This window comes from Arthrobacter sp. Soil_N43 (genome assembly GCF_057655195.1).
The window spans coordinates 25618-50552 of the sequence record NZ_JBDGML010000096.1 but is presented as its reverse complement, the minus strand read 5'-3'; the positions used below and the strand labels follow the sequence as shown (position 1 = coordinate 50552).

Genomic DNA, 24935 nt, shown 5'->3' with positions numbered 1-24935 from the left:
GCCATGTCGCTGCCCCAGTGGAGGGATCGTCAGCGGCCAGGGGATTTGAACCGGACCTGGTCCTCGCGGCGACCATTCGACGCTCGCAAGCCAGCGCGTTCCAGGCGGGCGACTTCGCCGCGAGCTGGATTGACGCCGTCGTGTCCCTTACCCGCGAGCGCGTCGGGACGAACCGCGCGACGTGGAACCGGTGGAACCTGCTGGCCGAAGCCGAACGTGTTTTCGCCGAAATCCGCTGCGGTCGACTTCCATGGGTCCCGTCTCTACACTGACGCGGCGACCCTCGCCAGTGAGGACGTCATCATGGCAGCGAGGAACGACGACGGCGGTCCGGCCGTGCGCGGCACCGTCGCTATCGACTCACTCGCCAACTACAACAACGCGGCTGCTTTGAGCTGCACAACCTCCAACGCGCAGCCGCAGCCCAGGTCTTGCTGAGTGGCAATCGGCTGGACGCCATGGACACATACTCCGCTCAGGGATGGCGACATCGTAGCGCCGGATGTGGCAGCAGGACTGGACTTTCTTGACCAAGTATTGATCGTCGACGGTGAGGTCCTTGAGGTAGGGCGTGCAGTCTGTTGGTACCGGCTAGGAAAGCCGGTACTTCGCAACCGACCGGAAGGCAAGGCGCCATGGCAGCAGCTATAGACACAGAGATGACGCGTAGGCCCAGACTGAGAAGTGAGCGTCCGAAGCCAGCGTTGGATGCACAACACCTCGAGAAACTCGCCGAAGAATCCTCATGGGAGGTCGCAGAGTCCTTCATCACGGAGTACACCGCCCTCCTCCCCCGGCGGGTTGACCGCATCGTCCGCACGGTGACTGTCCGGGACCGGAACATCGCCATGGATACCTTGCTCAGCCTGAAAACGACGTCGTGGCTTGCCGGCGCCCTGCGGATGAACCAGCTGTGCCGCGAACTGGAGCTGGCACTCGCCCTGGCGGATGTCGCTGCAGTAGCAACCATCGTGCAGGACATTGAGCAGCACCTTCCGCCCCTGCAGGAGGCACTCGCCGGCCGTTCGCGCCACGTCCGGACGGTGTTGTCGCCGGCAGCGCTTCGCCGCTGATCCCCAGGCATGTCACCAGACGCGGAGTTTCAGGTGTGATCCTCCAGCCTCAGCGCTGGTCGTACTAGAGGTGACGGGCTGTTAACCCACCGCTGAACGCATTGCTTCCGGCGAGCCCAAGGATGACGAAGATGAGGACGCCAAGCAGTCGTTAGGCGCCTCAACCAGTCCGCTCACACGGACACCGCCCACTGCCCCTGTCCAAGGCGTATCGCCCGGGCCGGGCAGCAAAAGATGCGCAAAAATGTAGCCCTGCTGAAGTGCCATGACATGCGAAGTGGCCCCAACGCAATCCAGCGCGAGCTCCACCGGCCGAAAGGGGGCACCGGGATGCTCTTGTCCAACGGCGACCTTCGCACCGGAAGCACCAACACAGGCTGCAGTGACGGTGTACTGCCCGGCCGCCGGCACCTTCTCGGTTTTGCCAAAACCCCTGGCGGGACCATCCAATGGCCCCATGTCGGAAAGGATGACCGGTTCCGGCACTGCCTTAAGGAGCCGGTCTAGCTCAGCGTGGTTTTTGACCTCGCGCTCCAGCACCTGAGGATCAGCGTATGGCTTCGGGGGCCCTGGTACCGGCATCAGCTCAGCTGTTGGCGTGTGCACGGGCTCCGGGTATTCATAGACGCACCCTGCGGCCCCACTTAGAGGGATCAGTAGGCAGAGGGCGAACCCGATCCTATACCGTTTGTCTTTCGTTCCCACACTTCCATGGTGGTCAAGCCCGCAATTCAAAACAACCGCTGACCAGCCGTAACGTTCCGTCCAGCCGGAACTCGGCCCAGAGCGGGCAGTGGTCCGAAATCCGCCAGGCGCGATTTCGTTCTTCGTCGCTTCCGCTGATCTGGACTACATGGTGCAGACACTCCCGTCTTAGGATTCTGATCGGATCAGAGGGAACCACAACCCCGTTGCGACTCTAGACGCCGTTGTCGTTAAGCCATCCCAGAACACTCCGTTGAGTGTTCTGGCCCTAGCCGCCGTTATCAATGACGAACGGCCTCACGGCGTGCTCTCCGTACTCAGCAGCGGCCGGGATGTGGGCGCACGTCAGCTTTTTTCACCCGAGGAGACAAAACGCTAACGATTGGATTAACCCCTTGTGCTGGGGATGAATGCGATGCGACCATCATTTGCACCGGCAGCAACGCTCTCGAAAGTCAGGTGGATCATGCGCACTTCCGTCCGTTTCTTCGCTTCGTCACTGGTCGCGGCCATGGGAGTCACTCTCCTCATGGCGCCCTCGGCTTCCGCAGCGAACCAAGTCGTCAGCGACAGATACAGCGGGGAGTTCGCCTACGCGACCTCTCAGACAAGGAGCCCAGACGGGTGCATCGTCGCCCAGAAGGATCTACTCGCCTCGGACAAGGGGTTCGGCCCTACGGTCGCGTACTACGACTTCATGGTCAACGAGTGCACCATGGAGGTCCTGCGCGACGTGTACGGCACTGCCCCTGCGGAAGCCTTCGACTTCAACCGCAAGGCCGTCCACGCCAAGGCAACTGTGCCGCTCACCGATGGGACCACGCTCGCTGTCGATCTGCAGTGGAACGCCGTCGGCGCGCCGACCCAGCAGGGATTCAGCACGAGGATCGTTGAGCCAGGCGTCTACCAGTATGTCTCCACCAGCTCGGGATCGTTCTCCGAGGCATCCCTGAGCGGCTCACCGCACTTCGACGAGGCGCACATCTCGCAGTCGAAGGGCAGCAGGCTGGAGATCCGCCACTAGCTTCCGTTCGTGCGCTGAACCGGGAAGGGTGCGACGTGCGGGCGCGGCCGCGTAGGCAGCTATATCACCGGCTCCCCTTCATCAGCTGACCCAAAAGGCCGTGCTGTTATTCGGGCGGGCGGCGGGGGGGATTGCTCGAGCCTGCACGGACGGCCTTGCGGAGGTAGGTGCCCTGGCTCACCTCGGCTAGGACCCGGGCGTCCACGGCCGTCCGGTCGGCCTTGCCCTGGATGGTTGCGGCGAACTGCTCGCGCCGTTCGGCGGTATCGCACTCGAAGCCGGCACGAGCCTCTTCATGGTCCTTCTCCTGCTCTGCGGTCCAGGGCGGGCCGTCGGCGCAGGGCAAGTCTGCATAGCAGGATGCCAAGCTCACCAAGTCCGGATTTGACGCCTGTAGGAGCATCGTCGTCGTAGGCACAACAGGTTCGGGGGTCCGAACGCAGCGGATCAGGTGGGATAACCGGCGCAGATTCAGCCATCGGCTGTTCTGTCAGTGCTGTTTCCTGAGTCATTCTGCCGTGCGAGCGGGACGACCAGAACAGGCCGGTGCTGGCCTCGCGTGAGCTGGACGGCGACCGAACCCACCAGCAATTGTTCCAGCCGGGTTCCCAGGCCTGGTCCCCGGGCGCCAACGACGATTACCGATACGTCGGCCGATTCGGCCAGCTGGCCCAGCGCCCGGGCCGGATCCCCGGACAGTGTCAGGAAAGACCAACGGACCCCAGCTCCGCCCAGGACCTCCTGAAGCGATTTCCGGATGCCGGCACTCGTGGCTTCCACGTCATCAATGATCCCGTAGGGCGACAGGGGGCTGGCCTCCACCCTGTCCTCCGTCTCTTCAGCGAGGTAAGTGGTGATGTCCACGTACGCGCAGATCAGCTTGACCTTCAGGCTGTAGGCCAGATCCGCCGCGCGGTGCACGACTGCCAGGGGCAGCCCGGGCACGACGCCAACCAGAACCGGGCCGGTGATCCGCTGCGGGACGAACGCCGGCCCTCGGGCGCCCGGGGGCGTTTCCTTGGCAGGTAGGTTCATGGTTGCTCCGTCACGAATGCCTAGCCTTCACCTTCCTTGCAGAACTTCGACTAGCTCCTCACGGGACAGGTCAGCCCCGGGGAGTTCGATGCCTTCAGCGGTGTCGCTTGCCTCGACGTCGGTGTCAGCGGCCTTGGCCGCTCCCCCACGTGGGGCGTGAAGGGCGGCCAGGGATTCCGGAGCGGCCGGTTCTTCTTCGCTTTTGCGCGGGGCGTTGTGGTCACTAGCCATCAGCAGCTCTCTTTCTCATCATGAACGTGCGGTGATGCAGTCTAAGTCCAGAAGCCCGTCCGGCGGATCCCGGCCGCTCGTGCGCCACGCCGATGTCGCTGTCGGAACTGAAGCAGAGTCGCTGGTGAGCCGCAATCCGCTATAACGGACGCGTGAAACGTGCGGCATGGCGTCGCGGGCTGAACTTCTGGCGACTAATATCCTGCCTCTCGGCGAAACACCACCACGAGGGTCCGCGCCGGACGTAGGATCAAGGTAGGGGCAGCCAGGAGTGTGGCGAAATGTTTGAGCGATTTACCGACCGTGCCCGTCGAGCAGTGGTGCTTGCCCAGGAGGAAGCACGCCTGCTGAACCACAACTACATCGGTACCGAGCACATCCTGGCGGGTCTGATCCACGAGCATGAGGGCGTGGCCGCCAGAGCTCTTGAATCCCTGGGCATTTCGCTCGACAGCGTCCGCGAGCAGGTGCAGGAGATCATCGGCCAGGGCAAGCAGGCCCCCTCGGGCCACATCCCTTTCACACCGCGCGCGAAGAAAGTGCTGGAGCTCGCGCTCCGTGAAGCGCTGCAGCTGGGCCACAGCTACATCGGTACCGAACACATCCTGCTCGGCGTCGTCCGTGAGGGTGAGGGTGTTGCCGCGCAGGTGCTGGTCAGGCTCGGCGCAGACCTCAACCGCGTTCGCCAGCAGGTGATCCAACTGCTCTCCGGCTCTCAGGGCAACGAAACCACCGGTGCCGGTGTCGGCCAGGGCCAGACTGAAAGCGCCCCTGCCGGTTCCGTGGTGCTGGACCAGTTCGGCCGCAACCTCACCCAGGCCGGGCGCGAGAACAAGCTGGACCCGGTCATTGGACGCGGTCTGGAAATAGAACGCGTCATGCAGGTCCTTTCCCGCCGTACCAAGAACAACCCTGTGCTGATCGGTGAGCCCGGCGTCGGCAAGACCGCCATCGTCGAGGGCCTTGCCCAGGCGATCGTCCGCGGCGACATCCCGGCAACCCTCAAGGACAAGCAGATCTACACCCTTGACTTGGGTTCCGTCGTCGCCGGCTCCCGCTACCGTGGTGACTTCGAGGAGCGGCTGAAGAAGGTCCTGAAGGAAATCCGTACGCGCGGGGACATCATCCTGTTCATTGATGAGATCCAGACCCTGGTGGGTGCCGGTGCCGCCGAAGGTGCGATCGACGCGGCCTCGATCCTGAAGCCGTTGCTGGCCCGCGGCGAACTCCAGACCATTGGTGCCACCACGCTGGATGAGTACCGCAAGCACATCGAGAAGGACGCCGCCCTGGAGCGCCGTTTCCAGCCGATCCAGGTCCAGGAACCCGACGTGCCCCACACTATCGAGATCCTCAAGGGCCTTCGAGACCGCTACGAGGCGCATCACCGCGTCACCATCACCGACGGCGCGCTGATCGCCGCTGCGAACCTTTCCGACCGCTACATTGCGGACCGCTTCCTGCCGGACAAGGCGATCGACCTCATCGATGAAGCCGGTGCCCGTCAGCGCATTCGCCGCATGACTGCCCCGCCGGAACTGAAGGCTCTCGCTGAAAAGATCGCCGTCGTCAGAGCGGAAAAGGAGTCCGCGATTGACGCCGCGGCATACGAGAGTGCTTCTTCTTTGCGCGACAAGGAACGGAAGCTCATTGCCGAACGCGCCGAGATGGAGCGCCACTGGAAGACCCGCGGCATCGATGACGTCTCCGAAGTCGATGAGGACCTGATCGCTGAAGTCCTCGCAAACTCCACCGGCATACCAGTCTTCAAACTGACCGAGGAAGAATCCTCGCGCCTGCTGAAGATGGAAGACGAGCTGCACAGGCGTGTCATAGGTCAGGATGAAGCGATTAGGTCGGTTTCGCGGGCTATCCGCCGCACCCGTGCCGGCCTGAAGGACCCCAAGCGCCCGGGCGGCTCGTTCATCTTTGCCGGCCCCACCGGCGTCGGCAAGACCGAGCTCGCCAAGGCCCTCGCCGAGTTCCTCTTCGCCGACGAAGACGCTCTGATCAGCCTGGACATGTCCGAGTACTCAGAGAAGCACACGGTTTCGCGGCTCTTCGGTGCACCCCCGGGCTACGTCGGGTACGACGAAGGCGGGCAGCTGACCGAGAAGGTCCGCCGCCGACCGTTCTCCGTAGTCCTGTTCGACGAAGTGGAGAAGGCCCACGCAGACCTGTTCAACTCCATCCTGCAAATTCTGGAAGACGGCCGCCTGACCGACAGCCATGGCCGGGTGGTGGACTTCAAGAACACCGTGATCATCATGACCACCAATCTCGGCACCCGGGACATCTCCAAGAGCGTCGCCACCGGCTTCCAATCAGGCACGGACACCACAACCGGTTACAACCGGATGCGTGCCCGCGTCACGGAAGAGCTCAAGCAACACTTCCGCCCCGAGTTCCTCAACCGCGTGGACGACGTCATCGTCTTCCCCCAACTAACCCAGGACGAGATCATTCAGATTGTGAACCTGATGATCGGCCGTCTGGAGAAGCGCCTCGCGGACAAGGACATCAGCATCGACCTCACCACGGCGGCCAAGGTGCTCCTGGCCACCCGCGGCTACGATCCTGCTATGGGTGCCCGGCCGCTGCGCCGCACGATCCAGCGCGAAATCGAAAACCAGCTCTCCGAGAAGATCCTCTTCGGCGAAATTCGCGAAGGCGACTTCGTTGCGGTGGACGTAGACGGCGAAGGCGACGACGCGAAGTTCACCTTCACCGGAGACACCCAACCCCGCGTCCCGGACGCACTGCCGGCCGCGAATTAAGCCGCAACCATCTGCTGCACCCCAGCCCGTTCCACATCCTTGCCATTTGCCGGCGGGAAGCGCGGACGTTGATTCACTGTGTCAGCCTGGTTACGGCGGACCTGTCACCACTGCACGAGACAGATGCTGAGCCAGATTTTCGCCGGATCGACCGGTTTGGCCCTGATAAGCGTCGGCATGTTGGAGATTTTCTTTCATGGTGATCGACGCTTCTACCGAATCTTTTTGATTAGACCTGAAGATGTGCGGGCAGTTCGCATGTGGGCGATGAATGTAGGCGCCTACAACATCCTCTTCGGGCTGGGCATCGCAGTGGGTCTGTGGATGGTGAACGTCTCCAGCACAGCGGCCGGCGGATCGGCAATCGTTATTTTCTGCTGCGCGAGCCACGTCTTCCTCGGCATCTGGCTGTGGGTAACGGAGAAGCGCCTTCTCGCCAGCGCCATTGGCCAGGCGCTCTTTCCCGGCCTAGCTGTCGTCTTCTATGTATTCCTCCGTTAGCCCATTCCCAGCCGGATCCTCCTTACTGGTCGGACGGCGGGTCCGTACCGGCCGCTGACACAAGCGGCCCCAGCATCAGACTTCCTGGCGTGAACTCCTCACCGCATTCCGCACACGACACCACCGGTTTCAGGTCGGCCCCGCAACTGTGCCGGTAGGAGGCCCGGGGTGTCTCGTCGCGCATCCATGTACTGCTCCACGCTGCGAGTGAAATGAGGATGGGCGCGACTTCGGCCCCGGAAGTTGTGAGGTGGTACTCGTAGCGCGGGGGGCGCTCGGAGTACTGGACGCGCTCGATCACGCCCTGGCTTTCGAGTGTGCGCAGTCGGCCCACCAGGATGTCGCGGGACGCGCCGGTATTACGCGCGATCTGATCGAACCGGTGAACGCCCAAGGACATTTCGCGAAGCGCCAGCAGCGCCCACCGCTCCCCGAGCACGTCGAGCCCCGCCGCGATGAAACACGCTCTGGGTGCATCTACTGCCTTGTCGGTCGGCCGATTCATCGTTCACCTGCTTTCGGTACTTTCTTCAAGTATACAAGTCAGTTGGAAAATCAAACTCACTCGGCTAGTCTGATGCTCTGAGGTCGCGACAACCGCGTCGCCGCCTTTCTGAGATCAGGAGAATCCATGCCACTGCTGTCTGGTGCTGTCGTCCTCGTTACCGGTGCAAATGGAGGCTTGGGCCGCGAGCTCGTGGAACAGGCCCTCGCCCGGGGTGCTGCGAAGGTCTACGCAACGGCCCGCCGCCCGCAAGAGTGGAACGACTCCCGGGTCGTCCCCCTCGCCCTCGATGTCACCAACCCTGACTCGATCCGGGCCGCAGTTACCCAGGCCCGGGACGTCACCGTTCTGATCAACAACGCCGGCATGAGCGTCGAATCGGACACGTTCTTGGCACTCCCCGACGAGAAGATCCGTGAGGTCATGGAGACCAACTTCTTCGGACCGGTCGCCTTGACCAGGGCATTCGCACCGGTGCTCGCCGCCAGCGGGACATCAGCGGTCCTCAACATCCACTCGGTGCTCAGCTGGATCGCACTCACCGGCGCCTACAGTGCATCAAAGGCCGGGCTGTGGTCGGCGACCAACTCCTTCCGCGTGGAACTGGCCCCCCAAGGCACGCAGGTCACGGGTGTTCACGTCGGCTACATGGACACAGCCATGGCCAAGGGCGTGAATGCCCCCAAGACCTCTCCCGAGGAAGTCGCGCGGAAGTCGTTCGATGGGCTCGAGCAAGGTGATTACGAGGTCATCGTGGACGAAATCAGCGCCGGAGTGAAGCGCGGCCTGTCTGGCTCGATCTCGGATCTGTACCCCGTACTGGCAGCCAACACCCCGGTATGACCGCGACAAACCCTGACCTGCAGAGCTCTAAGGAGGAAACCCCGGTGTCAACCAACAGCTCGGCGCAACGCTCGGAAACCTTCACCTGGATTGATCCGGCAATTGCGCTCGAACAGCTGCCACGGCTGTCGGGTCTGGACTACTTTTCCGGCCTCCGCGACGGCAGCATTGCGCCGCCGCCGATCGCTTCCCTCATGAATTTCGATCTCGTCGATGCGAGGTACGGACACGTCGAGTTCCAGTGCTGGCCGGGAGAAGCGCACTACAACCCCCTCGGAATGGTGCACGGCGGCCTGGCCTGCACGCTCCTCGACACGGCGCTCGGCTGCGCAGCACACACTACTTTGGAAGCAGGGATCGGCTACACCTCTATCGACCTGGCGGTCAAGTACCTGCGACCCATCACGCTCCAGAAGGGTGCTCTGCGCGCAGAGGGGTCAGTCGTGAAAACCGGCCCGCGGGTGATCTTCACCGAAGGCCGCCTCAGCACCGCAGACGGAAAACTCCTCGCCACCGCCACGAGCACGCTGCTCATCTTCCCTCACCAACCGGGCGCTCTGACAACATGACTGATACCGGCACCGCCGTTGCCCTGACGCCTGCCGCTCAGGAGCGCGCCTTGCCCCCGGCCCGCCTTTCGGGAATGCCCGCGTTGAGCCGCTTCGGCATGCCCTTGGGGCTTGCCGGCCTTGGCGGCGGCTGGTCCGCCGCGAGGAGCTCTCTCGGGTCCCCGATGTGGCCGGAGGAAATCCTCTACGGGGCAGCCAGCTCGCTGTGGCTGATCCTGACCGCCGTCTACGTGTTTCGGGGCCTCCGCCGGAAAGGCGCATTCCGGGCCGACTTGCGACACGAAGTGGCGGGGCCTTTCGCGTCCTTCATCCCGCTAGTGGGGATCCTGCTTTCGTCCCACTACAGCCAGTATCTGCCGCCATGGGGCGCCTGGCTGTGCACGGGTTTCATTGCCGCCCTTGCCATCGTCGCCGCCCAGCTCCTCGCCCACTGGGTCACCGGCGGGGTGTCCATGCAGTCCATCCATCCCGGCTACCTGCTGCCCGTCGTGCCCGGATTCTTCGTTGCCAGCATCGGATTCTCAAGCATCCACGCCCGTGATGCAGCCATGGCCGCGTTTGGCATCGGCGCGTTCTTCTGGCTGGTCGTAGGAACCGTCGTCACCGTCCGGCTGATGACCGGCGGCGAGCTGACAGCAGCCGCCAAGACCGGATTGTCCGCGTACCTGGCTGCGCCTGCAACGGCCAACATTGCCTGGATGCTGTCACATCCGGGACCTGTGGGGGCCGTCCAGCTTGGTCTAACAGGCGTGCTGGTGATCATGGCGCTGACGCAGGTCATGCTCCTCCCCGAGTACCGCAAGCTTCCCTTCACGCAGATGTTTTGGGTGTTCACCTTTCCCGTTGGTGCCACCGCGAACTATTCCATCCGCTGGCTTGCAACAACCGACCTCACCGGCCGGGAAATTTACGCGTGGACGGTTCTCGGCCTCGCAACGGCCTTCACGTTGGTCATTGCCGCTCGCGCCGTCCCAACAGCCATCGCCCCTAAGTCAGCGAAACTCGCCGCACCACAGGGCACAGAAGTGCGGTGAAGCTCCTGCTTCCTGCAACCGGCCGCTTTTGAAGCGGCAGACGGACCGAAAGTTTGGGGGGCCGGCGCCGATCGGTTGCGACTGCAAACTTCGTTTGGCGGTTAGATTGCAGCCTCACCTGGTTTCCTGGATCAGGTTCCCATTCCCAGGTGTGCTCCTCCTGCCACATCGAGGGACACGCCCGTGATGTAGCGGTTGTTTGGGTCGGCAAGGAAAAGGATCGCGCGGGCGACTTCGTCTGGTTCGGCGAACCGGCGCATGGGAAGTTGCGCGGCGCGCTTGGCACGGTTGGCGGTTGCGTCCGGTCCTGAGTCTTTTGCGAACTGTGCCCACATGGGAGTGTTTACTGGGCCTGGCGCGATGGCGTTGACCGATATGCCGTTAGGGCCGAGCAGCTCGGCGAAGGACCACATGATGTGAAGTACTGCGAGTTTGCTTGCGTTGTAGGGCAAGTAGTTGAGGCGGGCTTCTTTGGCTGCAACGGAGGAGAGAATCACGATGGCACCTGGAGTTCCGGTGCCGATCATTGATTGTGCGGTTTCCCGGACCATGGAGAACGTGCCGGAGCCGTTGATCCGCATGATGGAATCGAATTCTTCGGTCGTTGTTTCCATGATGTCCGGCGTGGTGCCCAAGACCCCAGCTGCGTGAACGAGAGCGTCGATGCGCCCGTATCTGGTTGTGATGTCACGGACGACTGTGGCGCATTGTTCTTCGGAGGTGATGTCGAGCGGGAAGAAGCCGGCCAGTTCCTGGCCCTCCTTCGGGGCGCGGTCGGCACCTATGACGAGGGCCCCTTCGGCTGTGAGTGCGTCGACGACTGCATCGCCGATTCCGCCGCTTGATCCGGTTACCAGAACGACTTGGTCTTTAAGGCTCATCTGATAACTCCGCTTGTCCGTTGCTGCCCCGCGGTTGGTTGGTGGACTGCCCGTTTCATCTTTCTACGTCCTTACTTGAGGTGTCTTCAAAGAGTGTGGAGCACGTGCCCGTGCTGATTAGCTGGTGCCGCTCGTGGCGTGGCTTGCCCATTGCCGGCCTTCTTGTTCTTCTGTGGGCAGTCCGGAAGCGGCGAGGATCCGGTCGAGCAGCCGCTGGGTATGGACGGCTTCGCGGCCGGAGGTGAGCGGCTCTGCCCTGTCCGCGACCCGGTCCAGGAAGTGGTGGACGGCCGCCGCGAACCCAAGAGTTTCGGTGGCGGTCGCCCAGCCGTAAGCCTCCGCGCTCAGCTCCCGCGACGTGGTGACTCCCCTGACAGTGGTCGACACTGTTTCGGGTGCGCGAACCTCAACCGTCTTACCGTCACCGTAGGCGTCCAGTTTCTCATTCCAGGCACCAGCTGTCCGGGCAGCCATGAGCACTCCGGTGTTGCCGGTGCTGAAACGGATCATGGCTGCGACGCCGTCTTCTTCCCAGGGGTCATCACCGGCGGCGTGTGCGGCCACGTCCACGGCTTCGCCGCCGCAGTACCAGCGGAGCAGGTCGACCATGTGAATGGCGTTCTCGAACGTTGCGCGGTATTCGGATCCGGGGCGGTTCTTTTGGGCCACACAAAAGGTGGCGCCTTTCGTGCCAAACAGCTCCCGGCCGGCGGTGTAGACCGGGGCGTAGCGGCGGTTGAAGTCGACCATCAGTATGCGGCCGCGCTCGTCGGCTAGGTCCGCCAAACGTTCGGCTTCCTCGGTGGCCGGAGCCAGGGGCTTTTCGCAGAACACGTCGACGCCATTGTCCAGGCACAGCTGGACCGCGTGGGCGTGCTCGGACCGGGGTGTGAGGACGAAGACGGCGTCCAGCTCCCGGGCATCCAGCATGTCCTCCACTGACCTGTAGGCGGCGCCGAAACCCCAGCGCCGGACCAGGTTGCCCGGGTCCTCGCGGCGGGACACCAAGGCTGCCAACTCGACATCATCGCGCTGGACGAGTGTGGGCAGTTGGGCGATGGTGGCGATATTGCCTGCGCCGATGACGCCGACGCGGAGGCGCTGCGCGTTCATCGGGCGTTCTCCATTTCAGCGAGATCAGTGAGCATTCCGCGCAGTGCGGTCGCGGATTCCCGGAATCCGTCCTCTGGGGTTGGGAGGTCTTGCGGGTGCCAGCGGTACTCGTACTCGATGCTCAGCAGGTCATCGTAGCCGTGGCGCAGCAGCGCAGCGAGGATCTGGGGCCAGGGAAGGACGCCGCTGCCGATGACCCGTGATCGGACGGCGCGCTCGGACGCGTCGACGCGGGCCGTTTCCGTGGCGCGGAAGGCCGCGTTGGGATCGGTGAAGACGAGGTCCTTCACGTGGACGTGACCGATCAGGTCGCCCTGGACGGCAAAGGCCTCCTCGAACGTCTCGTCGTGGGTGAAGGTGAGGTTGGCCTGATCGTAGAGAACGCGAACGGCCGGGTGGGCAACCTCCTGCACGAGCGCGGCGGTTTCTGCCGCGGTCTGGGTCATGGTGCCGAAGTGGTTCTCCACGCACAGCCGCACGCCGGCCTGTTCCGCATCGGGTGCCAGGGTCTGCAGGGCCTCCCGCAGTTTCGCCCATCGCCTGGCATGATCGGAGTCGCCCGGATGCCAGGACCCCGCGTACACGCGCACCCGGTCGGCGCCGAGCAGATGGGCGGTCTCAATTGCGCCGCGGAATTCGTCGACTCCCCCGCGCCACTCACTCTCGTCGAGGGCGTTGATGGCCGTGGTGTAGGGCGTCAGGCCAATAATCGGCAGACCCTCGCCTTCTGCCGCCTTCAGTGCCTCCAGTGCGGCACGCCGGTCCCCCTGAGGCAGACCTGAGGTGTAGCCGTCCTGGTAGATGACTTCGGCGGCATCGAGCCCTGCGGCTCGAAAAAGTTTCAGTGCCTCGGGGACCGTGTGGTCCGGAGTGCCTAGTGTGTGACCTGCAAGCCTCATTGTTGATTGTCCTTCCTAAAAATGTCTTGTGTGGCTGTCCAGTCCGCTGGGCCGACGAGCCGGGGTGGGGCTGCGACGCGGGATCGGTCGACGATTTCCATCAGCAGCCCCCAGGGGGTGATGAAGTAGGTCCAGCGGTTGCCGGCCACGCGCGGACTGTCGCCGGCGACTTCCTTGCGCTCTCCGAGCACGCGGACTCCCGGGGTTTCCTGCAGCACCGCGATCGCTTCGTCGACGTCGTCCACAACGAAGCACAGGTGGTGCCCGCCCGCGTCGCAGTGCCGGGGCGGGGTTTCCCTCCGCTCAGCGCTGCTCCATTCGAACAGCTCGATGTTCAGGTTCGGCGGCAGGCGGAGCATGGCGAGGGTGAGCCGGGCATCGGCAGGGACGTCGAAGTTGGTGGGCATGAACTCGGGGTCGGGTCCGCGGTCGGAGCGGTACAGCTCCTCGGCGCCGAGCACTTCGACGAAGAACCTGATGGCGTCCTCGAGGTTCGGAACTGTCAGGCCGACGTGGTCGGTGTGCCGCAGCCCGGGCAGCCGGCGTAGGGTTCCTTCGTTGGCACCTTTCATTTGCGCCGTCCTGAGGTGGAGGCGCGCACCAGAAGTTCGGGTTCCAGAATGACGTGGTCCACCGAGCCGTTCAGGTTCTGCTTTTCCGCCAGTTCGATTGCGATGGTTCCCATGTCTGCGATGGGCTGCCGCACCGTGGTCAGGGGCGGGTTGAACCGGGCCCCCAGAGCGAGTCCGTCGAAGCCCATGACCGATACGTCCTCCGGGACGCGGATGCCGCTTTGGCCCAAGGCCGAGATGACGGCGAAGGCGACCATGTCATTGGCGGCGATAATCGCCGTCGGAGGATTCTCCAATTCCAGGTAGTGTTTGGCCGCGCGTGCCCCCGCGTCCGGATCGGAGCCGCTGTCGAGCACAAGGGGCGTGCTGTTGCCTTCCGACGACAGTTCCAGATAGGCGTCCATCCGGTCCTGGGCGGTGTGGGTTCCGGAGATACCGGAAACGTAGCCGATCGAGGTGTGCCCCAAGGAACGCAGGTGTTCCAGGGCGAGCGTGATGCCGCGGCGGCTGTCAACGGTGACCGTTGGAACCAAGGCGTCGTCTTCCACACGGTCGATAACCACCACCTTGTGGCCGAAATCGAAGCGTTTCAGGGCGTCGGTGTCGACTTTGGTGGAGGGCGCTACGATGCCGAAGGGCGCGTACATGGCCTGCATCGCGGTGAAATACCCGTCGGTCTTGGCAGGGTCTCCGTTCGTGACGCAGAGCAGGAGCTGGTAGCCGCGCTCATCGGCGGCCTGCGTCATGGTCTTGGCAAGTTCTGCAAAGAACGGGTTGGTGATGTCAGGCACGATGAGCGGGACGAAGGTGCTGGTCTTTCGGCGCAGCGCCTGGGCGAGCGGGCTCATCGTGTAGCCGAGCCCTTCGGCGACGCGGAGGATGTGTTCGCGGGTTTCGCTTTTCACCGCTTCCGGCCGGGAGAATGCCCGGGAAACCGTGGACCGGTGCACGCCGGCCGCCTTCGCAACAACATCGATACTCAGGTCAGCCATTTTCTTCTCCTCCATGATGGTCGTCATACGCCTGCCAAATTGGGCGCATCACATCTTCGAGCTCGGCGAGCGTCGGTAACCCCCGGAATCCATCTTCCAGCGTCTGCGCGACACGGCGTACAAACGGATCATAGAGAGGGTCACTGTCCACGTCGATCACGGCGGACTCCGTCGTCCCGTCCAACGCGGTGAACGTGGCAGAACCGTCCGAGTTGACGGAGGCGAATCCCGCCCCGCCCGACGACGTGTAACTGCAGTACCGCTTCAACGGCGAACCCGGGAAGGCGTACCCCACCTCCACGATGGCTTCACACCCGCTCGGGGTGGTGACGATGAGGCTGGCATGGTCCTCAACAGCCGCACCGTGCAGGGCCGACGAGAGCCGCGAGTCGACACTCACCGCAGACTCGCCACAGGCCTGCAGGAACAGGTCCACGAAATGCGGCCCCAGGTTCGCCAAACACCCTCCCCCTGCAGTGGCAGGGTCCAGCATCCAGGGATTGCCGTTATCCAGATAACGCGAGGGCGGTCCGGCGATGAAGGAGATCCTCTGGTACGTGGGCCGACCGGCTTTGGCCAGCCACCGGTCGGCGGGGCCGCCCCGTTGAATGAGCGGAACCGTTGCGGCCACTCCGGCCGCGTCCGCAGCCTTCCGCACCTGGACAAGTTCCGCCAAGGACGTTCCCAGCGGCTTCTCCACCACGAACGGAATGCCACGCTCGATCAGGGCCAGACACTTTTGCGTCATTCCATCGTGCGGGCCGAAGACATAGGCGAGCCCCACGTCCGGCAGATCGAGCAGGGTCCGCCAGTCCGCCTCAACCGGAGCGCCCCAAGCCTTCGCCAGTCCCTGGACGAGCGGCACGTTGTCGTCACTGATGCCGACGACCTGGTGTTCTTCGCCGATTGCCGGGGCGTACAGCGGAACGTGCCAGTGTGAAGCACCAAGAATGATCGTGCGTGTTTTGCTCACCCTGCCAGCTCCTTTGCTAAGTATGAGATCTTGTTGTCCACTCAGTATGAGATCGATTGCTGAGATCGGTTGCAATAACACTATGGATGGTGGGAGAGTTTGTCAACGACACTTCAATAGCGGCCCAAGGGCGTCCCGCAACAAGGGGAAACTGCCCGGGCCAGAAGAAAGGCCAGCAATGCATAAGAAACTTCGCACCCTGACGACCATTGACCAGTCCGGGGCCGTCCTGATCGTGCGCCTGGAAAGCGCAGAGCTTGCAGAACAGGTGGCCGAAGCGGCAATCGCCGGAGGTTTTCGGGCCCTTGAAATCACGCTCTCGATCCCAGGTGCCGTGGACGTAATCCGCCAACTCTCGGCCAAGCACGGGCCCAACGGAGTCGCGATCGGAGCCGGAACGGTTCTGGACGAGCACTCAGCCTACGAGTGCATCCGCGCCGGCGCTGACTTCCTGGTCAGCCCCCAACTGAACCCGGCGATGATCCGGACAGCCAACCGGTACCAGGTCCCGACCATCAGCGGCGCATACACGCCGACGGAACTTGTGGAGTCCGCCGAAGCCGGCGCTGACATCCTCAAGCTCTTCCCCACCGAAGCCGGCGGCATCCCCTATGCGAAGTCGGTCCTCGCCCCGCTGGCACACCTGCCGATCATGCCGGCAGGCGGCGTCACTCCCGGGAACGTCGCCGAATGGTTCGCTGCCGGCGTCACCTGCGTCGGCGTCGGCAGCGCCGTGACAAAAGCATGGCAACCCGACGGCGACTTCTCCCGCGTCACCGAGGCCGCCAGAGAATTTCTCTCAGCAGTGGCAGAGGCCCGCCAATGACAGCCCCCAAAGTCTTCATTGTCGTCGGGCCTGCGGGATCCGGAAAGACCACCATTGCCCAGCAAACAGCAAAGGAGCACAATGCCGCGTACCTGGACAAGGACCGGATATGCGGCCGCCTTGTCGAGTTCGCATTAGAGGCAACGGGGCATGACCCTACCGACCGGGAATCCAACACCTTCTACCGGGAAAAGCTGCTGCCCTTGGAGTACCAGACACTCATGGATGTCGCAGGAGTGAACCTGCGGCTGGGACGATCGGTCGTACTCGACGCACCTTTCGGCGCGTACTTCGCGGCCCCGGACTACCTGGCGAACGCCGCAGAAGAATTCCACTGGCCGCCCTCGCAGACCACAGTGGTGCGGGTACAAGTCTCCCAGGACGTTCTCCGGGAACGGCTTATTCGAAGGGGCCTGGAAAGAGATCGGTGGAAACTTGCGCATTGGGACGAGTACTGGGCGGCACACGGCAGCCTGGACTGCGCCTGGTCCGGGGTCCGTTTCCTTGATCTCAACAACGAGAAGCCCCTGCCCGTTGAGGGATAACGGCTCAGGGCACCCCCCGCCCTCCCGGTCCGCGTTGGGCCATCGAACAAGGGCGGCAGCAGCTCCTCCTATCAGCCACTGAGGCAAGATCGGGACCCCCGTTTCCGAATCGAAAAAATTCGTTGACAGACCCGCCTACCCTACGTATGGTTGCTTGCAACCGATCTCAGCAACCGATCTCAGCGACGCGGTCACTGCAACCGATCTCATTAACAGCAAGCAGCCGCGACGGCCTCCCCGGAGTTTGCCGTCAGCAATCCGTTCGAGCGAGGTACAGGCGGGCAAGACCGGCCCACCGCGTCGTTGCGGTTGTCCCAAATATTCCAATACCCCTCCCCAGCAAACGTGAAAATATGGAGAGTTCAATGAAGACCTCAAAAGAAGCCTTCGGCAGCCCGGAGCATTCTGAAGTGTCCGCCGGGCGCCCTCGCCGCAACATCAACATGGTGGCAGGCACGATCGGCCACTTCGTGGAATGGTACGACTGGTACATCTACGGGCTGCTGGCAGCGGTGTTCTCGTCACAGATTTTCCCCAGCGAGTCGCCGTTCGCATCCCTTGTCGCAGCACTGCTCACCTACGCGGTCGGGTTCGTTGTACGCCCACTGAGCGGAATCATCATCTCTCCATTGGCCGACCGCTACGGCCGGCGGCTCATCCTGACGCTGTCCATCTCCGGGATGGCCCTTGGCGCTCTGATCATTGGCCTCACACCTCCATTTGCGACGATCGGATTCGCAGCACCTGTTCTCTTTCTGGTTGCACGCATCCTCCAGGGAATCTCGGCCGGAACTGAGCAGCAGAGTGCCATCGCGTTCATGGTCGAACACGCTCCCGCGAACCGGAGGGGCCTGTTCGGTTCTTTCTCCAACATGGCAAGCGGCCTCGCGACCCTCGCAGCAACCGGCGCCGCGGCAATGGTGACATCATCCTTTGCTCCAGACGACCTCGCCGCCTGGGGCTGGCGCATCCCCTTCCTGGTGGGCGGCGTCCTCGGCGTCGTCGGCCTCATCCTGCGGGCCCGCGCAGACGAGACCCCTGAGTTTGAGGCAACGGCCCTCGTCGATCACAAGTCCGCCTGGGCGCGACTGATGGACCTGCTCCGCGAACACCCGAAGGCTCTGCTGCAGGCAGCGGTGCTCTCTGCCCCGGCCGTGGCCTACTACACCTGGGCCACCTTCCTCCCCACCTACGCCAAGCTGACCACCGGCCGGGACCTGTCCTCCACCCTGGCCGGGAGCGTTATCGGGCTGGCCCTGCTCGTCGTCATCGTGCCGGTCTGCGGCGCGCTCTCGGATCGACTGGGCCGACGCAAGATCTTCCCCATCATCGGTGCCATCGGCATGATCGTGCTCTTCTACCCCTTGCTCCTGCTGCTGAACCAGCCAGGCTTCGGCGTTTACGTTCTGGTGTCGGCATCCGGCTGGGTGGTTCTCGGTATCTGGCAGGCGGTCTACCCGACCATTCAGGCCGAGCTGTTTCCGGCAGCAGTCCGGGTATCTGGCATTGGGTTCGCGCATCAGATTGTCATCGCCGTCTTCGGCGGCACCGCACCACTTATCGCCGCCGCATTCGTCGGCGCTGGACAACCCATGTTCGTCGCGGTCTACATGATCGCCATCGTCGCCCTCAGTCTCATCGTCTACTTCACGCTCCCCGAGACCGGCAGCCGGGCCGGGCGTATCACCGTAGCTCCGGCCGACCCCGAGGTACTGGAGGGGGAGCATCTGCTCTCCGAGAGTGCACCGGGCGGGATCCAGGCGAAGGGCTCCGGATCCTAGGCGTCCTTCTCGTACTCTCGTGACCATGTAGCGCCCCGCACTTCGGGGATCGCCCTCGACCGAGACCCGGTCGAGGGCGACCCCATGTCCAGCCAAGGCCGGCAACGGACTGGTAATCAAGCCGTCAACGGGCGTGGTGATGGACGCGATAACCTTGCCCATCAGGCGCCCGGCATGTCCTGCGTCACCGTGCTGCCCGCTCGGTCGCAGACCAGTGACACCGCCCGGATGAGGATGCCGCTGCCGAACCTGTGCACCTCGTCTAACTCTTCACGGAGCCGGCCCGCGGCCACTGCATTTTGGCAGCACCTTGGTGCCCGCCCACGCCGGAGCCACCAGTGAATTGGAGACGACGAACTTGGGCACCCGGTTAAGCGTGCCGCCGATCTCGTCGGACTGGTGCGGCCAGTAGGCCGCGGAAATGTCGTAGGTCTTCCGGCCGAGGAGCAAGGCGTCGATGCGGCCAATCTCCTCGCCGACGGCAGCGCCGGCCTCGTCATCGGACACCGGCGCCTGGTAGACGCCGTCGGGGTGACGAACAGTTTGGCGATGATGATTGCCACGCGCAGGGCCTAATCGCGGTCCATAGCAAGTGGCCGTGACAGACTGATGCCATGCTGCTCGACGTGCTCGTGAGGACCTTGGAAGCCGTCGCGGCCACCCGTTCCCGGCTCGGCAAGGTCAACGAACTTGCAGACCTGCTGCTCCGGCTCGACCCCGCGGACATCCCGACGGCGGTCGGCCTGCTCACCGCTAAGCCTCGCCAGGGCCGAGTCGGGATCGGCTGGAGTGGCATGAGGGCGGCCAGGGGCGAGCCCGCTCCTGAACCGAATCTCACTATTGCCCACCTCGACGCTGCGTTGGACCGGCTGCAGGCAACCGCGGGCGCTGGCTCGACCGTGGAACGCGCCGCCACCCACCGGACTCTGATGGCGGAAGCCACCGAACGAGAGCAGGCCTTCATTGCCGGCGTGCTGCTCGGAGAACTTCGTACCGGTGCACTCGAAGGCGTACTGACGGATGCGGTCGCCCGCGCCGCCGGCCGGCCGGTCGAGGCCGTACGCCGCGCAGCGATGCTCTCCGGCGATCTCGGCGGGACCGCCCTGCTGGCGATCACGGGCACCGCGGCCCAGCTTGACGCTGTCGGCCTTGTCGTCGGGCGTCCCGTGCAGCCCATGCTCGCCGCAACTGCGGCCAGTGCCAGCGAGGCGCTGGAGGCGACAGGGGAAGCGTCGGTGGAATACAAACTCGACGGCGCACGGATCCAGGTTCACCGTTCCGGCGACGACGTCCGCATCTACACCCGCTCCCTGGCCGAAGTGACCCATCGGCTGCCTGAGGTGGTGGAGGTGGTGCGCGGAATGCCCGTGCGCGATGTGATCCTCGACGGCGAGACTTTAGCCCTAGATGAGGACGGCGGCCCCCGGCCGTTCCAGGAGACCATGTCACGGTTCGGGGCGAACGCGGCGCGCACCACGCTGCTGCATCCGTGGTTTTTCGACGTCCTGCACATCGACGGGCGCGACCTGCTCGACGAGCCGCTGTCCACACGCATCGGCGTGCTCGAGCGCAACGCCCCCGGTCACCGCATCCCGGGGAAAATCACTGTGGATGCGGCTGTTGCCGAGGGCGTGTCGCGCGATGCGCTGGCCGCCGGCCATGAGGGTGTGGTCGTGAAGGCGGTGGGCTCGGCCTACGCCGCGGGGCGGCGGGGTTCGAACTGGATCAAGGTGAAGCCGGTGCTCACCTACGACCTGGTGGTGCTCGCCTGCGAATGGGGGTCAGGACGGCGCACCGGGCTGCTGTCGAACCTGCACCTCGGAGCCCTGGACCCTGTTGGCGAGTTCGGCGAACCCGGCGGCTACGTGATGGTGGGCAAGACTTTCAAGGGCCTCACCGATGCGCTGCTGCAATGGCAGACTGAAAGGTTCCAGGAGTTGGAGGTGCGGCGTACGGCGGGTACGGTGTGGACCGAGCCGGTCACCGTGGTCGAGATCGCCATCGACGGCGTCCAACACTCTCCCCGCTATCCGGGTGGAATCGCCCTTCGGTTCGCACGCGTCAAGCGCTACCGTGACGACAAGACGGCCGCGGAGGCCGACACCATCCAGACGTTGCGCACTCTGCTCCATACCCCAGGGGGCAGAAAGGTATCACCCCCGCCAGGGGAACCAGTTTTGGGAAGAGAAGCCCCACTCCAGTAAATTGATGGTTTAGGGGATATGGAACCGCTCCCTGCCGGCTTCCGCCGAGAACCTTGGGCAGGATGGGTTGCCGCGTTCAATACCTGGGAATCGAGTACTACAGTGGATGCATGGCTGCCAGCCGCCATCCGCTCGACGACCTGCGCGAAACCATCGGCCATCTGGCCGATCAGCTCAAGCTGCCCGGTTCGGAGCGCGTCGACGACCTGGTCGGCGATCTCATCGGTGCGAGGCCCGGGCCGGCCCGGCCGCTGTCCGAGGTTCAGGCTGAACTCGACGCGCTGGTCGGACTGGAGACCGTCAAGGAACAGGTGCGGGCCCTCGTCGCACTGCTCCAGGTTCAGGCCCGCCGTAAGGCGCACGGCCTGCCGGAGGTGGCCACCTCACAGCATCTGGTGTTCCTCGGAAACCCGGGCACGGGCAAGACCACCGTGGCCCGGCTCCTGGCCGAGATGTACCGCGCGGTCGGTCTGCTGCAGAAAGGCCACCTGGTCGAGGTCGACCGTTCGGGCCTGGTGGGGCAGTACGTCGGAGCGACCGCCATCAAGACGGACCGGGTGATCCGGCGTGCGCTGGACGGCGTGCTGTTCATCGACGAGGCCTACGCGCTGGCCCCGGAGGACGGCCGGACGGACTTCGGCCCCGAGGCGATCGAGGTCCTGCTCAAGCGGATGGAGGACCACCGCCACCGCCTGGTCGTGATCGTGGCCGGGTACCCGCGGCTGATGGAGTCCTTCTTGCTCTCGAACCCCGGACTGCGCTCCCGGTTCGCCCGCGAGATCACGTTCCCCGACTACTCCGTCGACGCACTCCAGACGATCTTCCACCAGATGCTGGCCCAGCACGAGTACACACTGGAGCCGGGCGCGGACCAGATGCTGCGCCGTATCCTCACCGGGCTCCACGCGGGCGAGGACTCCGGCAACGCACGGTTCGCCCGCACGCTGTTCGAGCAGGCGCTCAACCGCCAGGCACTGCGGCTGTCACTCGACGAGAAGCAAAGTCTGGACGCGCTCGATCGCGAGGCCGTCATGACGCTCACCGCGGACGACATTGTGAAGGCCGCGCTGGCCTTGGGCGAGGAACCGGAACCGGAACCGACGCCGGAACCGGAGCGGTCACACTGGTGGCGCTGGCTGGTCTGACCGGATCTGCGGCGGCTGTCAGGCGAATGCCCCTCCCGCCCCCGAGCGGGAAAAGCACAAACTATTCCACTGTCGTGCAGCCGGAGGACAGGCGACCGGTATATAGCCGTGGGCACAGCGCGCGATTTCGACGCACCCGTTCTTATCCGCCTCGACTCAGAGCGTTCATTCACCGGCAGCGTGGATAGGGTCATGACGGGAACACTGGAGGTCCCCAGCGGAGTGGTGGAGGTATCGGGACCCACGGACAACGGCTTTAGCGGCGGGAAGGTGGAGGTGCCACCGGGGACCTACCGGGTCGAGGTGCAGTACTTCAACTTGGAATTGATCGGTGACGACGGCATCGAAGGGGACGACCGCTACATGATCACCCTGACCAGGGCGGATGATTGACCCCCTCCATCGGCCGGCATTTGGCGTTTCCTCGAAGGTTCTAAGCGATTTGGAGGTGGCGTGGTGCACGGAAGCGCTCGTCTTCCAGTACGAGCAGCGAGCAGGGAGCGCCTTCCGGCTCATTGGTTGAGTCTAGGCAAGCCGGGGCCGCCGAATCACCGGGAAAGAGGTCGCTCTCGGACAACGAGATGTATGTTGCCAGGGGGCCTTGCCTAGTGCCGGGCAATTCCCAATGCATGCTTTGTTGCCGTGGCGTCGACGCCTGCCTTGCTCCGCAGGCTCTTTTCTCCGCCACCAGAACCCTCTTCTTCACGGCTTATTCTCCTGACCATTCCGTTCCGGTTTGGCCTTCGTGGGAGCAGCCAACATCCGAAAGGGCTGCCTACTGGGCCTCAGATTGTTCAACAATCCTCTTGTTGAACAATCTACGCTGCTTCGGCCACACGATCAATAGCTGACCCAGATTTTCTTGAGTTGCCAGGTCAAGCCCAGAGGTGATAGTCATCGGTCAATGGGCGCCAACAAGCCAAACGTGTTCAACCTGCGGCGCGGTGAAAGCCAAACTGACACTTCCAAAACGAACATTCGAATGTCGGGTTTGTAGCTTTGTCCTCGACAGGGATATCAACGCAGCCCGCAACATCGCCGCCCTCGCGGGCGTCGCCCCCAGCACGGAGGAGACGCAAAACGCCCGAGGAGCCGCCTCGGGCAAACCTGTACCCAATACGGTTGAGCGACGGGTGGCAATGAACCGGGAAGTCCCACTAGGGTCATCTCCGCCCAGCAACGAACGGACGTTCCACAAAGTGTTTTGTGCCTCAGCTAAGAGTCTTGCGCGAGGCAAGCGCGGAACGCCTCCATGTAGCCTGCGTACTCTCTCGCCCCCTTGCCCCCTTGCCCGTGGCGTAGTATCTCACCCCGGGTCGGCCTGGAACGGCTCTGATCCCGCAGATTCCGGTCCGTCTCTTGCGCCCCCTTGAAGCAGCTTTACCTGAACACGACCTTCGCCACTCAGTGACGAGGGCCAGGTGCAGGTCGGTCATGATGCTACTCCGGCCTCGTGAGGATGTTTGGTCGTTGGAAACGAAACAGCGTCCGGCTCCTGCGGGAACCAGACGCTGTTGTGGAGGTGAGATGATCCTGGATCTTGGTGATGAGCGGAATTCGGCCGTCGGGGAACTCACGGAAGTGCGTGGTGCAGGAGCCGATGAAGTCGGAACCGGACGTGCCGGTGATTTCCGCCGTGCACTCAAAGGGCCGGCCGAAGCTGAACGCTGCACTGTCCATCAGATCTTCGGCCTGTCGCGAATCAAGAGGCAGCTGAGTGTCGGCCGGAGCAGTGCCATAAGCAAACACTGCTGCCAGTGCCAGGAGTCATGATGGTTTTGGGCACGGGGTGCCCTTTCCGGCCATCTGGGGGCTTGTCACGATCTGTCATAGATATCCAACCAGATGTCAAACGCATTTCATAGGTGATTTTTAGATCCCTCTCTAACCACGGCTTGTCCGGATCATCATTGGTGCGCCGACGCGCCGGGGCTGGCCCGAATAGCCAATCCCGCATTGGCCTGGGGCGTAGAAGCTTGCATAGCACGGGTTTCTAGTCTCTGTATCAGTGCGATAACCCCCTACGCGCGCATACTCGGGTGATGTCCTTCCCGTTTGGAAGCTGCATCCGTAGAGCAAGACAGACCGACCGACCCCTGACTTCGTCCGTGGCTGCTGATAATCCCGGCCAGCGGCTTGGTGAGTCGGTGTCTGCGGAACTGCTCGTCTTGGGAGAACATCGATCGAATCCTATCGGGACGTGTCGGGTCCGCCAAGACGCTCCTGTCCCAGCTCCAGCAGATCGATGTCCACCACTCCGGAAGTGCCCGGCTTGGGGGAGCCGCGCAGCTTGCGCAGCTGCGTCGCCTTGTACTCATCGCGGGCCAGTATGAACGCATAGGGAGTCAAAAACCCTGAGATGCCAATCGGCCACAAGGCGCCCCACTCGGGTGCCTCCCCTTCCCACAGGGGACGCTGGAACAGCCAGCACATGGCGATGAACAAGATTGCTGAGAAGAGCATGAGAATCCCCATGCCCCACCAGGTGCTGACCTGGGCCTGGCCGCGGCCGGGCGTGAAGCCGATCTCGTCTCCCGGGTAGCTGTGCAGCTCGCCGGTGCTGGTCTTGCGGAGAACCCGCTTCTCGCCGGCGGCGACGGCTCTCTTGTGTTCGGCGTAGACGGCATCGTTGCGCCGCTCACGCTCACGGTCGTAGACCATAGTCGTTCCTATCTTTGAAGAGGATCTGGGCAAGCGGGACAGCTTC

29 protein-coding genes and 1 pseudogene are annotated in these 24935 nt (G+C 63.7%); 17 read left to right on the top strand and 13 right to left on the bottom strand.

Annotated elements, in window-relative coordinates:
* The first annotated feature begins 17 nt into the window (after positions 1–17).
* The 5 genes and pseudogenes from AC3A3W_RS12500 (at position 18) to AC3A3W_RS12480 (ending at position 2802) form a co-directional block, all read left to right on the top strand.
* Positions 18–272, top strand: coding sequence for a hypothetical protein (locus AC3A3W_RS12500; protein WP_487443206.1), 255 nt, complete (start codon positions 18–20; stop codon positions 270–272).
* Positions 273–303: 31 nt separating this feature from the next.
* The gene (locus AC3A3W_RS12495; RefSeq protein ID WP_487443204.1) at positions 304–438 is read left to right on the top strand and encodes a hypothetical protein; all 135 of its coding nucleotides are present in this window, start codon (positions 304–306) and stop codon (positions 436–438) included.
* Positions 439–704: 266 nt separating this feature from the next.
* On the top strand, positions 705–1073 hold the full coding sequence (locus AC3A3W_RS12490; RefSeq protein ID WP_487443202.1) for a hypothetical protein: 369 nt from the start codon (positions 705–707) through the stop codon (positions 1071–1073).
* A gap of 922 nt (positions 1074–1995) precedes the next feature.
* Positions 1996–2124, top strand: a pseudogene (locus tag AC3A3W_RS12485) (aldehyde dehydrogenase family protein); the annotation flags it as partial.
* 120 nt (positions 2125–2244) lie between these two features.
* Positions 2245–2802, top strand: a complete 558-nt coding sequence (locus AC3A3W_RS12480; RefSeq protein WP_487443201.1) for a hypothetical protein — start codon at positions 2245–2247, stop codon at positions 2800–2802.
* Positions 2803–2908: 106 nt separating this feature from the next.
* Here AC3A3W_RS12480 and AC3A3W_RS12475 read toward each other — a convergent pair whose 3' ends face one another.
* From AC3A3W_RS12475 to AC3A3W_RS12465, 3 genes are all read right to left on the bottom strand, one after another.
* Positions 2909–3175, bottom strand: a complete 267-nt coding sequence (locus AC3A3W_RS12475; RefSeq protein WP_487443199.1) for a hypothetical protein — start codon at positions 3173–3175, stop codon at positions 2909–2911.
* Between the two features lie 98 nt (positions 3176–3273).
* The gene (locus AC3A3W_RS12470; RefSeq protein ID WP_487443197.1) at positions 3274–3837 is read right to left on the bottom strand and encodes a universal stress protein; all 564 of its coding nucleotides are present in this window, start codon (positions 3835–3837) and stop codon (positions 3274–3276) included.
* Between the two features lie 27 nt (positions 3838–3864).
* A complete protein-coding gene (locus AC3A3W_RS12465; RefSeq protein WP_487443195.1) occupies positions 3865–4068 on the bottom strand; it encodes a DUF4193 family protein in 204 nt (67 codons plus the stop codon).
* A gap of 281 nt (positions 4069–4349) precedes the next feature.
* Between AC3A3W_RS12465 and AC3A3W_RS12460 the strand changes: the two genes are divergently transcribed.
* Together AC3A3W_RS12460 and AC3A3W_RS12455 are read left to right on the top strand one after the other, a co-directional pair.
* Entirely contained in the window at positions 4350–6845 is a 2496-nt protein-coding gene (locus AC3A3W_RS12460) for an ATP-dependent Clp protease ATP-binding subunit (protein ID WP_487443193.1), read from the top strand.
* Positions 6846–6968: 123 nt separating this feature from the next.
* Positions 6969–7346, top strand: a complete 378-nt coding sequence (locus tag AC3A3W_RS12455; protein WP_487443191.1) for a DUF1304 family protein — start codon at positions 6969–6971, stop codon at positions 7344–7346.
* Positions 7347–7368: 22 nt separating this feature from the next.
* Here the strand turns inward: AC3A3W_RS12455 and AC3A3W_RS12450 are convergent, their stop codons facing one another.
* Positions 7369–7851 (bottom strand): winged helix-turn-helix transcriptional regulator, encoded by a 483-nt coding sequence (locus tag AC3A3W_RS12450; RefSeq protein WP_104138997.1) that lies wholly within the window; start codon positions 7849–7851, stop codon positions 7369–7371.
* 126 nt (positions 7852–7977) lie between these two features.
* Between AC3A3W_RS12450 and AC3A3W_RS12445 the strand changes: the two genes are divergently transcribed.
* The 3 genes from AC3A3W_RS12445 to AC3A3W_RS12435 are packed head-to-tail and all read left to right on the top strand — an operon-like array spanning position 7978 to position 10297.
* Positions 7978–8694, top strand: a complete 717-nt coding sequence (locus AC3A3W_RS12445) for an SDR family oxidoreductase (protein WP_487443188.1) — start codon at positions 7978–7980, stop codon at positions 8692–8694.
* Positions 8695–8738: 44 nt separating this feature from the next.
* Positions 8739–9263, top strand: a complete 525-nt coding sequence (locus tag AC3A3W_RS12440) for a PaaI family thioesterase (protein ID WP_487443186.1) — start codon at positions 8739–8741, stop codon at positions 9261–9263.
* Positions 9260–10297 carry an SLAC1 family transporter gene (locus AC3A3W_RS12435; protein ID WP_487443184.1) on the top strand — a complete coding sequence of 346 codons (1038 nt, stop codon included), beginning with the start codon at positions 9260–9262 and terminating at the stop codon, positions 10295–10297. Before AC3A3W_RS12440 ends, AC3A3W_RS12435 begins: the two co-directional genes overlap by 4 nt.
* A gap of 131 nt (positions 10298–10428) precedes the next feature.
* On the opposite strand, the gene AC3A3W_RS12430 is transcribed toward AC3A3W_RS12435, so the two are convergent.
* The 6 genes from AC3A3W_RS12430 to AC3A3W_RS12405 form a co-directional block, all read right to left on the bottom strand.
* Positions 10429–11178, bottom strand: a complete 750-nt coding sequence (locus AC3A3W_RS12430; protein ID WP_487443182.1) for an SDR family NAD(P)-dependent oxidoreductase — start codon at positions 11176–11178, stop codon at positions 10429–10431.
* A gap of 117 nt (positions 11179–11295) precedes the next feature.
* Complete coding sequence (locus AC3A3W_RS12425; protein WP_487443180.1) at positions 11296–12291, bottom strand: Gfo/Idh/MocA family protein; 996 nt, start codon at positions 12289–12291, stop codon at positions 11296–11298.
* Complete coding sequence (locus tag AC3A3W_RS12420) at positions 12288–13190, bottom strand: sugar phosphate isomerase/epimerase family protein (protein ID WP_487443178.1); 903 nt, start codon at positions 13188–13190, stop codon at positions 12288–12290. The genes AC3A3W_RS12425 and AC3A3W_RS12420 overlap by 4 nt, the downstream gene beginning before the upstream one ends.
* Entirely contained in the window at positions 13187–13762 is a 576-nt protein-coding gene (locus AC3A3W_RS12415) for a VOC family protein (RefSeq protein WP_487443175.1), read from the bottom strand. Before AC3A3W_RS12415 ends, AC3A3W_RS12420 begins: the two co-directional genes overlap by 4 nt.
* Positions 13759–14754, bottom strand: a complete 996-nt coding sequence (locus AC3A3W_RS12410; RefSeq protein WP_487443173.1) for a LacI family DNA-binding transcriptional regulator — start codon at positions 14752–14754, stop codon at positions 13759–13761. Before AC3A3W_RS12410 ends, AC3A3W_RS12415 begins: the two co-directional genes overlap by 4 nt.
* Positions 14747–15727, bottom strand: coding sequence for a Gfo/Idh/MocA family protein (locus AC3A3W_RS12405; protein WP_487443172.1), 981 nt, complete (start codon positions 15725–15727; stop codon positions 14747–14749). The genes AC3A3W_RS12410 and AC3A3W_RS12405 overlap by 8 nt, the downstream gene beginning before the upstream one ends.
* Positions 15728–15905: 178 nt before the next feature.
* Between AC3A3W_RS12405 and AC3A3W_RS12400 the strand changes: the two genes are divergently transcribed.
* The 3 genes from AC3A3W_RS12400 to AC3A3W_RS12390 all read left to right on the top strand — a co-directional run bounded on the left by AC3A3W_RS12400 (position 15906) and on the right by AC3A3W_RS12390 (position 18879).
* Positions 15906–16553 carry a bifunctional 4-hydroxy-2-oxoglutarate aldolase/2-dehydro-3-deoxy-phosphogluconate aldolase gene (locus tag AC3A3W_RS12400; RefSeq protein WP_487443170.1) on the top strand — a complete coding sequence of 216 codons (648 nt, stop codon included), beginning with the start codon at positions 15906–15908 and terminating at the stop codon, positions 16551–16553.
* Entirely contained in the window at positions 16550–17098 is a 549-nt protein-coding gene (locus AC3A3W_RS12395) for a P-loop nucleotide/nucleoside kinase family protein (RefSeq protein WP_487443168.1), read from the top strand. The genes AC3A3W_RS12400 and AC3A3W_RS12395 overlap by 4 nt, the downstream gene beginning before the upstream one ends.
* 365 nt (positions 17099–17463) lie before the next feature.
* On the top strand, positions 17464–18879 hold the full coding sequence (locus AC3A3W_RS12390) for an MFS transporter (protein ID WP_487443166.1): 1416 nt from the start codon (positions 17464–17466) through the stop codon (positions 18877–18879).
* A 270-nt stretch (positions 18880–19149) separates the two neighbouring features.
* Here the strand turns inward: AC3A3W_RS12390 and AC3A3W_RS12385 are convergent, their stop codons facing one another.
* Positions 19150–19386, bottom strand: a complete 237-nt coding sequence (locus tag AC3A3W_RS12385; protein WP_487443164.1) for a dihydrofolate reductase family protein — start codon at positions 19384–19386, stop codon at positions 19150–19152.
* Between the two features lie 107 nt (positions 19387–19493).
* Here AC3A3W_RS12385 and AC3A3W_RS12380 point away from each other — a divergent pair, with 107 nt between their 5' ends.
* The 4 genes from AC3A3W_RS12380 (at position 19494) to AC3A3W_RS12365 (ending at position 23601) form a co-directional block, all read left to right on the top strand.
* Positions 19494–21083 (top strand): ATP-dependent DNA ligase, encoded by a 1590-nt coding sequence (locus AC3A3W_RS12380; protein ID WP_487443163.1) that lies wholly within the window; start codon positions 19494–19496, stop codon positions 21081–21083.
* A gap of 110 nt (positions 21084–21193) precedes the next feature.
* On the top strand, positions 21194–22228 hold the full coding sequence (locus AC3A3W_RS12375; RefSeq protein ID WP_487443263.1) for an AAA family ATPase: 1035 nt from the start codon (positions 21194–21196) through the stop codon (positions 22226–22228).
* A 192-nt stretch (positions 22229–22420) separates the two neighbouring features.
* The gene (locus AC3A3W_RS12370) at positions 22421–22621 is read left to right on the top strand and encodes a hypothetical protein (RefSeq protein ID WP_487443161.1); all 201 of its coding nucleotides are present in this window, start codon (positions 22421–22423) and stop codon (positions 22619–22621) included.
* A gap of 494 nt (positions 22622–23115) precedes the next feature.
* On the top strand, positions 23116–23601 hold the full coding sequence (locus AC3A3W_RS12365; RefSeq protein ID WP_487443159.1) for a zinc ribbon domain-containing protein: 486 nt from the start codon (positions 23116–23118) through the stop codon (positions 23599–23601).
* A 67-nt stretch (positions 23602–23668) separates the two neighbouring features.
* Here AC3A3W_RS12365 and AC3A3W_RS12360 read toward each other — a convergent pair whose 3' ends face one another.
* On the bottom strand, positions 23669–23908 hold the full coding sequence (locus AC3A3W_RS12360) for a hypothetical protein (RefSeq protein ID WP_487443158.1): 240 nt from the start codon (positions 23906–23908) through the stop codon (positions 23669–23671).
* A gap of 510 nt (positions 23909–24418) precedes the next feature.
* Complete coding sequence (locus AC3A3W_RS12355; protein WP_487443156.1) at positions 24419–24889, bottom strand: hypothetical protein; 471 nt, start codon at positions 24887–24889, stop codon at positions 24419–24421.
* Positions 24890–24935: the final 46 nt, after the last annotated feature.

What these genes read in the sequence shown, in the direction of transcription:
- AC3A3W_RS12495 (WP_487443204.1), top strand. Translation starts at nt 304, where the DNA reads ATGGCAGCGAGGAACGACGACGGCGGTCCGGCCGTGCGCGGCACCGTC.
- AC3A3W_RS12480 (WP_487443201.1), top strand. Translation starts at nt 2,245, where the DNA reads ATGCGCACTTCCGTCCGTTTCTTCGCTTCGTCACTGGTCGCGGCCATG.
- AC3A3W_RS12470 (WP_487443197.1), bottom strand. Translation starts at nt 3,837, where the DNA reads ATGAACCTACCTGCCAAGGAAACGCCCCCGGGCGCCCGAGGGCCGGCG.
- AC3A3W_RS12465 (WP_487443195.1), bottom strand. Translation starts at nt 4,068, where the DNA reads ATGGCTAGTGACCACAACGCCCCGCGCAAAAGCGAAGAAGAACCGGCC.
- AC3A3W_RS12460 (WP_487443193.1), top strand. Translation starts at nt 4,350, where the DNA reads ATGTTTGAGCGATTTACCGACCGTGCCCGTCGAGCAGTGGTGCTTGCC.
- AC3A3W_RS12455 (WP_487443191.1), top strand. Translation starts at nt 6,969, where the DNA reads ATGCTGAGCCAGATTTTCGCCGGATCGACCGGTTTGGCCCTGATAAGC.
- AC3A3W_RS12450 (WP_104138997.1), bottom strand. Translation starts at nt 7,851, where the DNA reads ATGAATCGGCCGACCGACAAGGCAGTAGATGCACCCAGAGCGTGTTTC.
- AC3A3W_RS12445 (WP_487443188.1), top strand. Translation starts at nt 7,978, where the DNA reads ATGCCACTGCTGTCTGGTGCTGTCGTCCTCGTTACCGGTGCAAATGGA.
- AC3A3W_RS12435 (WP_487443184.1), top strand. Translation starts at nt 9,260, where the DNA reads ATGACTGATACCGGCACCGCCGTTGCCCTGACGCCTGCCGCTCAGGAG.
- AC3A3W_RS12430 (WP_487443182.1), bottom strand. Translation starts at nt 11,178, where the DNA reads ATGAGCCTTAAAGACCAAGTCGTTCTGGTAACCGGATCAAGCGGCGGA.
- AC3A3W_RS12425 (WP_487443180.1), bottom strand. Translation starts at nt 12,291, where the DNA reads ATGAACGCGCAGCGCCTCCGCGTCGGCGTCATCGGCGCAGGCAATATC.
- AC3A3W_RS12420 (WP_487443178.1), bottom strand. Translation starts at nt 13,190, where the DNA reads ATGAGGCTTGCAGGTCACACACTAGGCACTCCGGACCACACGGTCCCC.
- AC3A3W_RS12415 (WP_487443175.1), bottom strand. Translation starts at nt 13,762, where the DNA reads ATGAAAGGTGCCAACGAAGGAACCCTACGCCGGCTGCCCGGGCTGCGG.
- AC3A3W_RS12410 (WP_487443173.1), bottom strand. Translation starts at nt 14,754, where the DNA reads ATGGCTGACCTGAGTATCGATGTTGTTGCGAAGGCGGCCGGCGTGCAC.
- AC3A3W_RS12400 (WP_487443170.1), top strand. Translation starts at nt 15,906, where the DNA reads ATGCATAAGAAACTTCGCACCCTGACGACCATTGACCAGTCCGGGGCC.
- AC3A3W_RS12395 (WP_487443168.1), top strand. Translation starts at nt 16,550, where the DNA reads ATGACAGCCCCCAAAGTCTTCATTGTCGTCGGGCCTGCGGGATCCGGA.
- AC3A3W_RS12390 (WP_487443166.1), top strand. Translation starts at nt 17,464, where the DNA reads ATGAAGACCTCAAAAGAAGCCTTCGGCAGCCCGGAGCATTCTGAAGTG.
- AC3A3W_RS12380 (WP_487443163.1), top strand. Translation starts at nt 19,494, where the DNA reads ATGCTGCTCGACGTGCTCGTGAGGACCTTGGAAGCCGTCGCGGCCACC.
- AC3A3W_RS12375 (WP_487443263.1), top strand. Translation starts at nt 21,194, where the DNA reads ATGGCTGCCAGCCGCCATCCGCTCGACGACCTGCGCGAAACCATCGGC.
- AC3A3W_RS12370 (WP_487443161.1), top strand. Translation starts at nt 22,421, where the DNA reads ATGACGGGAACACTGGAGGTCCCCAGCGGAGTGGTGGAGGTATCGGGA.
- AC3A3W_RS12360 (WP_487443158.1), bottom strand. Translation starts at nt 23,908, where the DNA reads ATGGACAGTGCAGCGTTCAGCTTCGGCCGGCCCTTTGAGTGCACGGCG.
- AC3A3W_RS12355 (WP_487443156.1), bottom strand. Translation starts at nt 24,889, where the DNA reads ATGGTCTACGACCGTGAGCGTGAGCGGCGCAACGATGCCGTCTACGCC.